Below are 13,394 nucleotides of genomic sequence, written 5' to 3'. Positions count from 1 at the left end.
CAACGGTGAAACAAAAGGAGCGCGTGACGGGCGGATGCCCGGGCGGGCATCCGCATGGCCGCGCGGAAAGGACGATCCGGGCGGCGGCCCGCTCATCGTCACCGAGGACGCGGCCCTGCTGGACGACCTGCTGCGCCTGTGCGCCGCGGCGGGTGCGGAACCGGAGGTCGCCTTCGGGGTCCCGCCGGCGCCCGGCAGCTGGGAGGGGGCGCCGCTGGTACTGGTCGGCGCCGCGGACACCCGCCGCGTACCCGGCACGGCACGCCGCCGCCGGGGCGTGCTCCTGGTCGGACGGGATCTGGACGATCCGGACGTGTGGCGCCGCGCCGTGGAGGTCGGCGCCGAGCACGTCGCCTTCCTGCCCGACGCCGAGACCTGGCTGGTCGACCGGATCGCCGACGTGGCGGAGGGCGCCGTCGACCCGGCCCTGACGATCGGCGTCGTGGGCGGCCGCGGCGGCGCGGGGGCCAGCACCCTGGCCTGCGCGATGGCCGTCACGGCCGCCCGCTCCGGGCGCCGCACGCTGCTCGTCGACGCCGATCCGCTCGGCGGCGGGCTGGACGTACTGCTCGGGGCCGAACGGGTGGGCGGGCTGCGCTGGCCCGACCTCGCCGAGTCGCGGGGCCGGGTCAACAGCGGGGCGCTGGAGGAGTCGCTGCCCCGCACGCACGCCCTGAGCGTCCTCAGCTGGGACCGTGGCGACACCGTCGTCATCCCGCCGCAGGCCATGCGGTCGGTGATGGGCGCCGCCCGGCGGCGCGGCGGGGTGGTCGTCGTCGACCTGCCGCGCCGCATGGACGAGGCGGTGGCCGAGGCGCTCGCCCAGATCGACGTCGGGCTGCTGGTCGTCCCCGCCGAGCTGCGCGCGGTCGCGGCCGCCGGCCGGGTCGCGTCCCGGATGGCCATGGTGCTGCGGGACCTGCGTGTGGTCGCCCGCGGCCCCTTCGGCTCGGGGCTCACCGACGAGGCGCTCGCCGAACTGGTCGGGCTCCCGCTCGCCGGTGAGCTGCCGACGGAGCCCGGCCTGCCCGCCGCCCTGGACGGCGGCGAGGCACCGGGCGGCAGCGGCCGGGGCCCACTGGCCGGGTTCTGCTCGGCCTTCCTCACGGCGGCGCTGCCCGGCGGGAGCGTGGCCGCATGAGCGCCGACGTCATGACGCCCGCCCTGCTCGACGCCGTACGGCTGCGGCTGGCCGCCTCCGGTGACGAGCCCACGCCGGCCGGCGTGGCCGCCGCGCTGCGGGCACAAGGCCGGCTGCTGGGCGACACCGAAGTGCTCGACGTGGTGGCCGCCCTGCGCTCGGAGATGGTCGGCGCCGGGCCCCTGGAGGGGCTGCTCGCCGAACCGGACGTCACCGATGTGCTGGTGAACGGGCCGGACGAGGTATGGGCCGACCGGGGCGCCGGACTGGAGCGCACCGAAGTGCGGTTCGCGGACGCGGCGGCCGTGCGCAGGCTCGCCCAGCGGCTCGCCTCCGCGGCCGGACGGCGGCTGGACGACGCCCGGCCCTGGGTCGACGCCCGGCTGCCGGACGGCACCCGGCTGCACGCGGTGCTGCCACCGGTGGTGGTCGGCGCCCCGTGCCTGTCCCTGCGGGTCGTCCGCACCCGGGCCTTCGCCCTGGACGAACTGGTGGCCGCGGGCAGCATGGATGGCGGCACGGCCGCCCTCCTGCGGGCGGTGCTGGACGCCCGCCTGTCGTACCTGGTCTCCGGCGGCACGGGCTCCGGCAAGACCACGCTGCTGAGCTGCCTGCTCGGCCTCGTCCCGCCGGGCGAGCGCATCGTCCTCGCCGAGGACTCCGCCGAGCTGCGGCCGCGCCATCCGCACGTCGTCCGGCTGGAGACCCGGCCCGCCAACCAGGAGGGCGCCGGGCTGGTCACCCTGCGGGACCTCGTACGGCAGGCGCTGCGCATGCGGCCGGACCGGCTGGTGGTCGGCGAGGTGCGCGGGCCCGAGGTCCTGGATCTGCTGGGCGCCCTCAACACCGGCCACGAGGGCGGCTGCGGGACGGTCCACGCCAATGCCGCGGGTGATGTGCCCGCCCGGCTGGAGGCGCTGGGCGCCGTGGCGGGCCTGGACCGGGCCGCGCTGCACAGCCAGTTGGCGGCAGCCCTGTCGGTGGTGGTGCATCTGGTGCGGGACCGTTCGGGGCAGCGCCGGGTCGCCGAGATCCACGTCCTGGAGCGCGGGCCGGACGGGATCGTCGGCACGGTGCCGGCCCTGTGCGGTGGTGAACGCGGCCCGGGATGGGGCCGGTTGGCCGCACTCTGCGCAAGGGGGCGGTCATGAGCGCCGCGGTGCTCCTCGCCACCCTGTGCGCGGGCACCGCCGCCTGGGTGGCGTGTGCGGGGGACGAAGTCCTGCGTAGGGCAAGGACGTTGCTCAGTGGCGCCTCTGGGGCCCGCGGGGTGGCCGGTGGGCTCCTGGGGCCGGGCGGCCTCGAAACCCGCCTCAGCGGGCTGCTGGAGCCGTTCCGGGTGCGGTACGGCTGGCGCCTCGGCCGCGAAGTGCTGTTCCTGCCGGGCGGGTTGGTCGCGGGACTGGCCGCCGGGTCGGTGCTGCCGGTCCTGCTCGGGGCGGCCGCGGTGCCGTTCGCCGGGCGGTGGATGCGCGGGCGGGAGCGGCGCGCCGCAGCGGAACGGCGGGCCCTGGCGGTGGGCGCGCTGTGCGCGGCGGTCGCCGGCGATCTGCGGGCAGGACTGGCACCGCCCGCCGCGCTGGCCGGTGCGCTGGGCCGCGAGGGCTGGCCGGAGCACCCCGGACTGTCGGACGCGGCGCTGCCGTTGCTGGCGGCCGCCCGTTTCGGCGGTGACGTGCCCGCGGCGCTGCGGTCGGCCGCCCGGCTGGAGGGCGCCGAGGGGCTCTCCGGTGTCGCCGCCTGCTGGCAGGTGGCGGTGGACGGCGGCGCGGGGCTCGCCGACGGCCTGGACCGGATCGCGGCCGCCCTGCGTGCCGAACGCGACCAGCGGGAGGACCTGAGGGCCCAGCTGGCGGCACCCCGCTCCACCGTCGCGCTGCTGGCCCTGCTGCCCGTCTTCGGGCTGGTCCTGGGCGCCGGTCTGGGTGCCGATCCGCTGGGCATCCTGCTGCGCACACCCGCGGGGCTGGGCTGCCTGGCCGCCGGCGGGCTCCTGGAGTGGGCCGGGCTCGCCTGGACCGCGCGCATCGTCCGGACCGCGGAGGGCGGGTCATGAGCGGCGACGCCGTCCACAGGCTGGGGATCGTCGTGGCCGTCGCTGCCACCGCCCTGTGCGTCGCGGGCGCCCTCGCCGCCACCCGGAGGGAGCGCGCCGCGCGGCGCAGGCTGCGGTTGCTCCTGGGCGCGGCACCGCCGGCCCGGCGCGGCCGCAGATGGCCGTTCATGGCCTCCGCCCGGGAATGGGCGGCGGTCGCCGGGGTCGCCCTGGGTGCGTTCGCCCTGGTCGGTGGAGTCCCCGGCGCGGCGGCCGGTCTCGGCGCCGCGTACGCGCTGCGCCGACGGCAGCGGCGGCCCCGGCCCGCCGGGCCCGCGGACCAGGCCCGGGCCGCGCGGCAGCTGCCCCTGGCGGCGGATCTGATGGCCGCCTGTGTCACGGCCGGAGCCGGGCCCCGCGAGGCGGCCGAGGCCGTCGGGCCGTCCCTGGGAGGGCCGCTCGGTGAGGCGCTCGCCCGTGCCGCTGCCGAGCTCCGCCTGGGCGGCGACCCCGCGCAGTGCTGGGGCCGGCTGGACCGGCTCGGCTGCCGGGAGCTCGCCCGGTGCATGGAACGTGCCACCACGACGGGAGTGCCGCCGGTCGAGGAGATCGCGCGGCTCGCCGCCGGCTGCCGCGCCGAGCACGCCCGTTTCGGGGCGGCGCGGGCCCGCCGGGCCGGAGTGCTGATCACCGCCCCGCTGGGGCTGTGCTTCCTGCCGGCCTTCCTCCTCGTGGGGGTCGCGCCGGTGGTGATGGGGCTGGCGGGGGCGATCCTCGCCGGCACGACGATCTGAAGGGGGATCCCATGCGAGTCATGCGTTGTCTGAGGAAGCTGAGCCGCCGGTGCCGCACCGGCGAGGGCGGGATGACCACGGCCGAGTACGCCGTGGGCACGCTGGCGGCCTGCGGTTTCGCGGCCGTGCTCTACAAGGTGGTCACCTCGGGCGCGGTCAGCTCCGCGCTCAGCGGGCTCATCAAGCGGGCCCTCGATGTGGCGTTCTGAGCGCCGCCGTGACGCCGGCTATGTCACGGCGGAGGCGGCGGTGGTCGTCCCGTCGCTGGTGTTCCTCACGGCGCTGCTGCTGTGGGGGCTGGCCGCGGCGGCCGCGCAGATCCGCTGCGTCGACGCCGCACGTGCCGGAGCCCGTGCGGCGGCCCGCGAGGAGCCGGACGGCGCGGTGCTGCGGGCGGCCCGCACGGCGGCTCCCGCCGGGGCCGCCGTCTCGGTCCGCCGGGGCGGAGACCTGGTCCGGGTCACGGTCGAGGCCCGCTCCCTGTCTCTCACCCTCCACGGTGAGGCGGTCGCCGCCGTGGAGGGAACGGGGGAGGGGCCGTGAGCCGCCGGCGAGCGAGCGACCGGGGCTCCGCGACGGTCTGGACGGCCCTCCTGGGAGCGCTGCTGGCGCTGGCCGCCTGCGCCGTGCTGGCCTTCGGCGCCGCCGTCGCGGCACGGCACCGCGCGGGGGCCGCCGCGGACCTCGCGGCGCTCGCCGCCGCGGACCACGCCCTGCGCGGCGGCGCGGAAGCCTGCGCCGTGGCCGGACGGGTGGCGGCCGCCCAGCACGCCCGGCTGGTCCGCTGTGCCGTCAGCGGTGAGATCGCCGACGTCACGGCCGCGGTCGGGCCCGCCCGGGTCCGCTCCCGGGCCGGGCCTCAGGACTCCGGATCCGGGGCGGGCGCGGGTACGGCGGGGACGGGCTCCGACGGGCCCTCCGTCGCGAGGAGCACGTCGAGCAGGCGTACCGCGGCCTGCTTGTCCAGCGGGTCGTTGCCGTTGCCGCACTTGGGCGACTGTACGCAGGAGGGGCAGCCGAACTCGCACTCGCAGGAGGCGATCGCCTCGCGGGTGGCGGTGAGCCAGCTGCGGGCGGTGCGGAAGGCCCGCTCCGCGAAGCCGGCGCCACCGGGATGGCCGTCGTACACGAAGACGGTCGGCAGTCCGGTGTCCTGGTGGAGCGGCACGGAGACCCCGCCGATGTCCCAGCGGTCGCAGGTGGCGAAGAGCGGGAGGAGGCCGATGGAGGCGTGCTCGGCGGCGTGGAGGGCGCCGGGCAGCTCCTCGGGGTGGATATCCGCCGCGTCGAGCTGATCGTCGGTGACCGTCCACCACACGGCACGGGTGCGCAGGGTGCGGGGCGGCAGGTCCAGCTTGGTCTCGCCCAGCACCTCGTTGGTGATCAGCCGTCGACGGAGGAAGGAGACGACCTGATGGGTGACCTCGACGGAGCCGAAGTGGAGGCGGGCCTCGCCCCACTCCTCCACCAGGTCCTCGTCGAGGACGGAGATCGCCGTGGTGTCGCGGGCCATCGTCGAGTACGGCGGGTCGGCGTGCTCCACCAGCGCGACGGAGTCCTCCAGGTCCAGGTGCCGGACGAGATAGGTGCGGCCCTGGTGCAGGTGGACCGCGCCCTCGTGGACGGTGGTGTGCGCGGCGCCCGCGTCGACGGTGCCGAGCAGGCGCCCGGTCCCCGCCTCGACGACCTGGACGGGCTTGCCGCCCTCGCCGCGGATGTCGGTGAGGTCGGCGGCCCGCTCCCGCCGCGTCCAGTACCAGCCGCCGGTGCGGCGCCGCAGCAGTCCGCGGCGCTCCAGCTGGGGCAGCAGCGCGGCGGTCTCGGGCCCGAAGAGCTCCAGGTCCTCCTCGCCCAGCGGCAGCTCTGCCGCGGCGGCGCAGAGGTGCGGGGCGAGGACGTAGGGGTTGTCCGGGTCCAGCACGGTCGACTCGACCGGGCGGCGGAAGAGCGCGTCCGGGTGGTGCACGAGGTAGGTGTCCAGCGGGTCGTCGCGGGCGATCAGCACCGCCAGCGCCCCCTGGCCCGAGCGTCCCGCACGACCTGCCTGCTGCCACAGGGAGGCCCTCGTGCCCGGGTACCCGGCCAGGAGCACGGCGTCGAGCCCGGAGACGTCCACACCCAGCTCCAGGGCCGTCGTGGAGGCCAGTCCGAGGAGCCGCCCGGTGTGCAGGTCCCGTTCGATGGCCCGGCGCTCCTGGGGCAGGTAACCGCCCCGGTAGGCGGCGACCCGGCGGGTCAGCCGGCGGTCGATCTCGGCGAGGCGTTCCTGGGCGATGACGGCGATCAGCTCGGCGGCCCGCCGGGAGCGCACGAAGGCGACCGTGCGGGTGCCGTCGAGCACCAGGTCCGTCAGCAGGTCGGCGGCCTCGGCGGTGGCCGTGCGGCGCACCGGGGCGCCGTGCTCCCCGCTGAGCTCGGTGAGCGGGGGCTCCCACAGGGCGAAGGCGACCTCGCCGCGTGGTGAGGCGTCCTCGGTGACCTCGGTGACGGGCACGCCCGTCAGCCGGGTGGCCGTGGCGCCGGGGTCGGCGGCGGTCGCGGAGGCGAGGAGGAAGACGGGATCCGCCCCGTAGCGGGCGCAGACACGCCGCAGCCTGCGTATGACCTGGGCGACGTGCGAGCCGAAGACGCCCCGGTAGGTGTGGCACTCGTCGATCACGACGTAGCGCAGCTGCCGGAGGAAGGAGGACCACCGGGAATGGCCCGGGAGGACACCCAGATGGAGCATGTCGGGGTTGGTGAGCACGTAGGTCGCGTACTGGCGGACCCACTCGCGCTCCTCGAACGGCGTGTCGCCGTCGTAGACCGCCGCGCGCACCGCCTTGCCCAGCGGGGCGGCGAGTTCGGCCACGGCACGCCGCTGGTCGGCCGCCAGGGCCTTGGTGGGCGCCAGGTAGAGCGCGGTGGCGCCCCGGCCGTTCGGCGCCTCGGAGCCCTCCACGAGGGCGCTGAGGACCGGCACGAGGTACGCCAGGGACTTGCCGGAGGCCGTCCCCGTGGCGACCACCGCGGAGGTGCCGGCGAGGGCGTGGGCGGCCACCTGTGCCTGGTGCTCCCACGGCCGCTCGATGCCGGACGCGCGGACCGCGTCGATCACCTCCGGGCGGATCTGATCAGGCCAATCGGCATGGCGACCCGCCCGTGGGGGCAAGTGCTCCGTATGGGTGATGCGCGCGGCCCTGCCCGCCCCCGTGGCAAGCCGCTCCAGGAGGGCGACGGGGGAGGTGCGGCCGTGCGCCGACTGCGGAAGATGATCCTGAGCCATCGGCACTCAGTGTGTCACTGGCATGACGGACAATCGCCGTAAGGCGTCGTGCATGCCCGCTGGTAAGTGATTGAATGCCATCGCGGCTGCCGATCCATGGGGGGCGACCGCTCGATGCAAGGTGCTGGAGGATCCGTGGACCTGTCCCTGTCGACTCGAACCGTCGGCGACCGTACGGTCGTCGAGGTCGGCGGCGAGATTGATGTGTACACCGCACCCAAGCTGCGCGAGCAGCTGGTGGAACTCGTGAACGACGGTAGCTACCACCTGGTCGTGGACATGGAAGGCGTGGACTTCCTGGACTCGACGGGGCTGGGCGTGCTGGTCGGCGGGCTCAAGCGGGTTCGCGCGCATGAAGGCTCGCTGCGCCTGGTGTGCAACCAGGAGCGCATTCTCAAGATTTTCCGTATCACCGGCCTGACCAAGGTGTTCCCCATCCACACCTCGGTCGACGAGGCCGTCGCGGCGACCGACTGACGTTCGGCGCCGGACCGAGGGGCTCCGGGCGACGCCGACGCCCGGGCCCCTGTGTTGCCCGCCCACAGGCACGAGGGGGAGGCCATGCCCACCGTAGAACTGCTCTTCAGCGCACTGCCGGAGCACGTCCGCACCGCACGACTGGTGGCGGCTGCGGTAGCCCGCAGGGCAGGGGTGGACGAGGCCGTCCTCGACGAGGTCCGGCTCGCCGTCGGTGAGGCGTGCAGCCGGGCCGTCGGGCTGTACCGCAGCAGTGGTGCGGACCGTCCGGTGCGGGTGGTGCTGACCGAGGAGGAGAAGAAGTTCTCCATCGAGGTCGGCGAGAAGTCCCCCGAGGCGGACGAACGCCCCGCCGACGCCGCCAGTGTGCCCTCGGCGCGTGGTGACAGCCCCGCCGAGCACTCCGAGCCGCTTCCCGACGGCTCGCCCTCCTCGTCCGACTCCTCCGAAGCGGAGGACGAGGGCCAGATGGGTCTGGCCGTCATCAGCGGCCTCGTCGACGACGTCGAGGTCTTCTCGGGAGAGTACGGCGATGTCATCCGGATGAGCTGGCCGCTGAACCCGGCCGCGCTCTCCTAGCCGCCCAGCCCCCCTTCACGCACTCCTGCCGAGCTGCCTGCGCGCTTCTGCCGCAGGTCAGCTCGGCGTGCGCGGATTCACCCGGTGGTTGATCCACTTACACGGTGACTGTTCACCTTTTCCGGTGATATCTGCGGGCGATCTCCTTTGCTATATCCCCGGCGGCGGCGAATTTCGTTTCCTGCGCCCTGTTTTGATCTAGTTCGGCTCCCTACAATCCGTCCATCTTTGCTCAGCTCACAAGCCTGAGCGTCGTGGCTGCTATGTCGCCGGAGCCGCGCGCCCACGTGCCAAACGTCAAGGAGGACGAATGGCGGGGCCACTTACCCCTCACCTGCAGGACATCGCCCAACCGCTTGCCGCATCACCCGTACTGACCGACGGCAACCGCAATCTCGTGCTCGTCATCGTGGTGGTGGCACTGGCCGCCCTGGTGCTCGCCGTGGTGCTGGTACGTCAAGTGCTCAGTGCCGACGAGGGCACCGACAGCATGAAGAAGATCGCGGCTGCCGTGCAGGAAGGCGCAAACGCCTACCTCGCACGGCAGTTCCGCACTCTGGGAGTCTTCGCGGTCGTCGCGTTCTTCCTGCTCATGCTGCTGCCCGCGGACACCACGTCGCAGCGCATCGGCCGAAGCGTGTTCTTCCTGGTGGGCGCCGGCTTCTCGGCGGTCACCGGCTACATCGGCATGTGGCTGGCGGTGCGCAGCAACGTCCGCGTGGCCGCAGCCGCACGAGCCGCGACCCCGGCGCCGGGTGAACCCCCGGCGGACCTGACGACCGTCTCGCACCGCGCGATGAAGATCGCCTTCCGCACCGGCGGCGTGGTCGGCATGTTCACCGTGGGCCTGGGGCTGCTGGGCGCCTCCGTCGTCGTGCTGGTCTACAAGGCCGACGCGCCCAAGGTGCTGGAGGGCTTCGGCTTCGGCGCCGCGCTGCTGGCCATGTTCATGCGTGTCGGCGGCGGCATCTTCACCAAGGCCGCGGACGTCGGTGCCGACCTGGTCGGCAAGGTCGAGCAGGGCATCCCGGAGGACGACCCGCGCAACGCCGCCACCATCGCGGACAACGTCGGCGACAACGTCGGCGACTGCGCCGGCATGGCGGCCGACCTGTTCGAGTCGTACGCCGTCACCCTGGTGGCCGCGCTCATCCTCGGCAAGGTCGCCTTCGGCGACTCCGGCCTGGCCTTCCCGCTGCTGATCCCGGCGATCGGCGTGCTCACCGCCATGGTCGGCATCTTCGCGGTGGCCCCTCGCCGCAAGGACCGCAGCGGCATGACCGCCATCAACCGCGGCTTCTTCATCTCCGCGGTGATCTCGCTGGCGATGGTGGCCGTCGCGGCGTTCGCGTACCTGCCCTCGACGTACGCGGAGCTGGCCAACGTGCCCGGCGACATCGCCTCGCACGGCGGTGACCCGCGCATCCTCGCGCTGGTCGCGGTCGCCATCGGCATCGTGCTGGCGGCGCTCATCCAGCAGCTCACCGGCTACTTCACCGAGACCAGCCGGCGCCCGGTGCGGGACATCGGCAAGACGTCGCTGACCGGGCCCGCCACCGTCGTCCTGTCCGGCATCTCCGTCGGCCTGGAGTCCGCGGTGTACTCGGCCGTCCTCATCGGCCTCTCGGTGTACGGCGCCTTCCTGCTGGGCGGTGCCTCGATCTGGCTCGCCCTGTTCGCCGTGGCGCTGGCCGGCACCGGTCTGCTCACCACCGTCGGCGTGATCGTGGCCATGGACACCTTCGGCCCGGTCTCCGACAACGCCCAGGGCATCGCCGAGATGTCCGGCGACGTCCACGGCGAGGGCGCCCAGGTGCTCACCGACCTCGACGCGGTCGGCAACACCACCAAGGCGATCACCAAGGGCATCGCCATCGCGACCGCCGTGCTCGCGGCGACCGCGCTGTTCGGGTCCTTCAAGGAGGCCGTCGACACCGCGGTGCGGGAGGCGAACATCTCCGCCGCCGACCTCAGGTGGCTGGACCTGGACATCTCCCAGCCGAACAACCTGTTCGGCCTGCTGCTCGGCGCGGCCGTCGTCTTCCTCTTCTCCGGACTGGCCATCAACGCCGTCTCCCGGTCGGCGGGTGCGGTGGTCTTCGAGGTGCGCCGGCAGTTCCGCGAGCACCCCGGGATCATGGACTACACCGAGAAGCCCGAGTACGGGCGCGTCGTGGACATCTGCACCAAGGACGCGCTGCGCGAGCTGGCCACCCCCGGTCTGCTCGCCGTGCTCGCCCCCATCGCCGTCGGCTTCTCCCTCGGCATCGGAGCGCTGGGCTCCTACCTCGCCGGAGCCATCGGGGCGGGCACGCTCATGGCGGTCTTCCTCGCCAACTCCGGTGGTGCCTGGGACAACGCCAAGAAGCTCGTCGAGGACGGCCATTACGGCGGCAAGGGCAGCGAGGCCCACGCCGCGACCGTCATCGGCGACACCGTGGGCGACCCGTTCAAGGACACCGCGGGCCCGGCCATCAACCCGCTGCTGAAGGTCATGAACCTGGTGGCGCTGCTGGTCGCCCCGGCGGTGGTCCAGTTCTCGTACGGCGACGAGGCCAACCTCGGCGTGCGGATCGGCGTCGCCGCGGTGTCCCTGGTGGTCATCGTGGGTGCCGTCTACATCTCCAAGCGTCGCGGCATCGCGGTCGGGGACGACGAGGGCGCCGACACCGGCCACGACGACACCGAGACCACGAAGCGATCAGCCGACCCGAATGCGACGGCCACGGTCTGACGTAGTGAGAGCTCATCTCGGTACGGCGGCGGGCGTCATCCTCCGGGGTGGCGCCCGCCGCCTGCGGGCACGTCAGATGCATCACCCTCTTCTTGGTTCATAAGGGGCAATAGTGGGCGCATCGAGTGGAAGCGATGTGGCCCGCGGACAGGAGCCGTGTAGGTTCCGGGGCCGTGAACACCAAACTCGCGGCTGCGCTGTCCGTCACGGCTGTGATCCTCGCGACGGGGTCGCTGTCGGGATGCGGCGACGGCGGTAACGAAAAGCTCGACGCCTGGGCGAAGACGGTCTGTGACCAGGCGTCCGTCCAGGTCAAGAAGATCAACGACGCGAACACCCACATCAGCAACACCCCGAGCAACGCCAAGCCGCAGGACGTCCGGAGTGCCGACTCCACGGCGTTCGGGCAGATCTCGGAGGCCTACAAGGCGCTCGCCGGGATCGTCGGCAAGGCCGGCGACCCGCCGGTCGACGACGGCACCAAGCTCAAGCAGGACGCGGTCAACGACCTCAACTCGCTGTCCACCGCCTACGCGAACCTGCGCAAGCAGGTCGACGCGCTGCCCGTCTCCGACCAGGCGAAGTTCGCCGACGGGCTGAAGGGCGTCTCCGACAACCTGGCCAAGGTCAGCAAGAGCGGCGAGCAGGCGCTCGACACGCTGCGCCAGGGCGAGGTCGGCCGGGCCATGGCGAAGCAGCCCGGCTGCCAGGACTCCGGCGCGAAGCCCTCGAAGTCCTGACCGTCCGAGGGCGGGTGGGGCCCGCCGGGCGCCACGTCGCGGGTGACAATGGCAGCGTGAGTACGCAGCCGCCCCCGCAGCCCCTGCCCGCCCCCGACCGCGCCGACCGCCTCCGCGACGCGCTGCGCGCCGCGGCCTTCACGGCCGACGGCTGCCTCGACCTGCTCGGGGCGACCGCCTACGCCGCGCTCTCGCGGGCGGAGACCGTACCCGCCCTGCGCGCCACCCGCGGCGGCAGCCCGCTGGAGAGCCTGGTGCGGCTCTTCCTGCTGCAGCAGCCGGTCCCGTACGCCCGGCTGCGCGACGTGCTGCCCCTCGACGCGGCCCTCGAGGACGGCTGGCTCGTCCGGGACGGCGACGAGGTGCGCGCCACCGTGGACGTCCGCCCCTACGGGGGCGACGGCGGCGAGGACTGGTACATCGTCTCCGACCTCGGTTGCGCGGTGGGCGGTGCCAACGGCATCCGCACGACGCCCGGCGTGGACCGCGCGGACCTGGTGCTCGGCGTCGGCGGTGCGTCGACCACGCTCGCCGGGATCACCGTCCGCACGCCCGTGGCCCGGGCGCTGGACCTCGGCAGTGGCTCCGGCGTCCAGGCGCTGCACGCCTCCCGGCACGCCACCCGGGTCACCGCGACCGACCTCAACCCCCGCGCCCTGCACTTCACGCGGCTCACCCTCGCCCTGTCGGGCGCGCCCGAGCCGGACGTCCGGCAGGGCAGCCTCTTCGAGCCGGTCGGCGACGAGCGCTACGACCTGATCGTGTCCAACCCGCCGTTCGTCATCTCCCCGGGCAGCCGCTTCACCTACCGCGACGGCGGCATGGCCGGCGACGACCTGTGCCGGACCGTCGTCCGGCAGGCCGCCGACCACCTCACCGAGGGCGGGCACCTGCAACTGCTCGCCAACTGGGAGCACACCGAGGGCGAGGACTGGCGCGACCGCGTCAGCGCCTGGGTGCCCGCCGGCTGCGACGCGTGGATCGTGCAGCGCGAGGTGCAGGACGTCACGCAGTACGCGGAGCTGTGGCTGCGCGACGGCGGTGACCACCTGGCCGGGCCCGAGGCGTACGCCGCCCGCTACGACGCGTGGCTGGACGCCTTCGAGCAGCGCAAGACCAAGGCCGTGGGCTTCGGCTGGATCACCGTGCGCAGGAGCGGCTCCGACCGTCCCGTCGTCACCGCCGAGGAGTGGCCGCACCCGGTCGAGCAGCCGCTCGGGCCGCACATCGCGGCCTGGTTCGGCCGCCAGGACTTCCTGCGGGCCCACGACGACGCGGCGCTGCTCGACGAGCGCTTCAGGCTGGCGGACGAGGTGGTGCAGGAGCAGGTGGGCCTGCCAGGCGCCGAGGACCCGGAGCACGTCGTCCTGCGGGCGAACCGCGGCATGCGGCGCGCGACGAGGGTGGACACGGTCGGCGCGGGCTTCGCGGGCGTCTGCGACGGGACGCTGACGGCCGGTCGGATCCTGGACGCCATCGCCCAGTTGCTGGGCGAGGACCCGGTGGTGCTGCGGGACCGTACGCCGGAGGCGATCCGGCTGCTGGTGGAACAGGGCTTCATCGAGCCGGTGTGAGCGGGAACGCGGCGGCCCGCCTCCGCAGCGGAGAGCGGAGGCGGGCCGTCGGGGT

At 74.2% G+C, this 13,394-nt stretch carries 12 protein-coding genes and 1 pseudogene; 12 read left to right on the top strand and 1 reads right to left on the bottom strand.

The features are described 5' to 3' along the window. Window positions 1–34 precede the first annotated feature (34 nt). The 7 genes and pseudogenes from ssd to ACFYYN_RS34325 form a co-directional block, all read left to right on the top strand. A complete protein-coding gene (gene ssd / locus ACFYYN_RS34355; protein ID WP_500548828.1) occupies window positions 35–1,141 on the top strand; it encodes a septum site-determining protein Ssd in 1,107 nt (368 codons plus the stop codon). Then, on the top strand, window positions 1,138–2,292 hold the full coding sequence (locus tag ACFYYN_RS34350) for a TadA family conjugal transfer-associated ATPase (RefSeq protein ID WP_500331994.1): 1,155 nt from the start codon (window positions 1,138–1,140) through the stop codon (window positions 2,290–2,292). Before ssd ends, ACFYYN_RS34350 begins: the two co-directional genes overlap by 4 nt. After that, on the top strand, window positions 2,289–3,197 hold the full coding sequence (locus ACFYYN_RS34345; RefSeq protein WP_500548827.1) for a type II secretion system F family protein: 909 nt from the start codon (window positions 2,289–2,291) through the stop codon (window positions 3,195–3,197). Before ACFYYN_RS34350 ends, ACFYYN_RS34345 begins: the two co-directional genes overlap by 4 nt. Next, on the top strand, window positions 3,194–3,970 hold the full coding sequence (locus ACFYYN_RS34340; protein ID WP_500548826.1) for a type II secretion system F family protein: 777 nt from the start codon (window positions 3,194–3,196) through the stop codon (window positions 3,968–3,970). Before ACFYYN_RS34345 ends, ACFYYN_RS34340 begins: the two co-directional genes overlap by 4 nt. Before the next feature lie 20 nt (window positions 3,971–3,990). After that, window positions 3,991–4,179, top strand: a complete 189-nt coding sequence (locus tag ACFYYN_RS34335; RefSeq protein WP_499513071.1) for a DUF4244 domain-containing protein — start codon at window positions 3,991–3,993, stop codon at window positions 4,177–4,179. Further along, entirely contained in the window at window positions 4,166–4,513 is a 348-nt protein-coding gene (locus tag ACFYYN_RS34330; protein WP_500548825.1) for a TadE family type IV pilus minor pilin, read from the top strand. The genes ACFYYN_RS34335 and ACFYYN_RS34330 overlap by 14 nt, the downstream gene beginning before the upstream one ends. Beyond that, window positions 4,510–4,794, top strand: a pseudogene (locus ACFYYN_RS34325) (Rv3654c family TadE-like protein); the annotation flags it as partial. The gene ACFYYN_RS34330 and the pseudogene ACFYYN_RS34325, both read left to right, overlap by 4 nt. Window positions 4,795–4,829: 35 nt before the next feature. Here ACFYYN_RS34325 and ACFYYN_RS34320 read toward each other — a convergent pair. Beyond that, window positions 4,830–7,235 (bottom strand): DEAD/DEAH box helicase, encoded by a 2,406-nt coding sequence (locus ACFYYN_RS34320; RefSeq protein ID WP_500548824.1) that lies wholly within the window; start codon window positions 7,233–7,235, stop codon window positions 4,830–4,832. 135 nt (window positions 7,236–7,370) lie between these two features. On the opposite strand from ACFYYN_RS34320, the gene bldG reads away from it, so the two are divergent. The 5 genes from bldG (at window position 7,371) to ACFYYN_RS34295 (ending at window position 13,339) form a co-directional block, all read left to right on the top strand. Then, window positions 7,371–7,712, top strand: coding sequence for an anti-sigma factor antagonist BldG (gene bldG / locus ACFYYN_RS34315; RefSeq protein ID WP_018562186.1), 342 nt, complete (start codon window positions 7,371–7,373; stop codon window positions 7,710–7,712). Window positions 7,713–7,796: 84 nt separating this feature from the next. Then, complete coding sequence (locus ACFYYN_RS34310) at window positions 7,797–8,291, top strand: ATP-binding protein (RefSeq protein WP_499513074.1); 495 nt, start codon at window positions 7,797–7,799, stop codon at window positions 8,289–8,291. Window positions 8,292–8,601: 310 nt separating this feature from the next. Further along, the gene (locus ACFYYN_RS34305; protein WP_500548823.1) at window positions 8,602–11,025 is read left to right on the top strand and encodes a sodium-translocating pyrophosphatase; all 2,424 of its coding nucleotides are present in this window, start codon (window positions 8,602–8,604) and stop codon (window positions 11,023–11,025) included. Between the two features lie 173 nt (window positions 11,026–11,198). After that, window positions 11,199–11,765: a small secreted protein gene (locus ACFYYN_RS34300; RefSeq protein WP_500548822.1), complete on the top strand. Its 567-nt coding sequence runs from the start codon at window positions 11,199–11,201 to the stop codon at window positions 11,763–11,765. A 56-nt stretch (window positions 11,766–11,821) separates the two neighbouring features. Further along, on the top strand, window positions 11,822–13,339 hold the full coding sequence (locus ACFYYN_RS34295; protein ID WP_500548821.1) for a DUF7059 domain-containing protein: 1,518 nt from the start codon (window positions 11,822–11,824) through the stop codon (window positions 13,337–13,339). The last annotated feature ends 55 nt before the right edge of the window (window positions 13,340–13,394 follow it).

The sequence above is a fragment of the Streptomyces sp. NPDC001902 genome (assembly GCF_042891295.1).
Taxonomy (GTDB): domain Bacteria; phylum Actinomycetota; class Actinomycetes; order Streptomycetales; family Streptomycetaceae; genus Actinacidiphila.
Note: the sequence above shows the minus strand (reverse complement) of the source record. Positions and strands in the feature narration are given on the sequence as shown.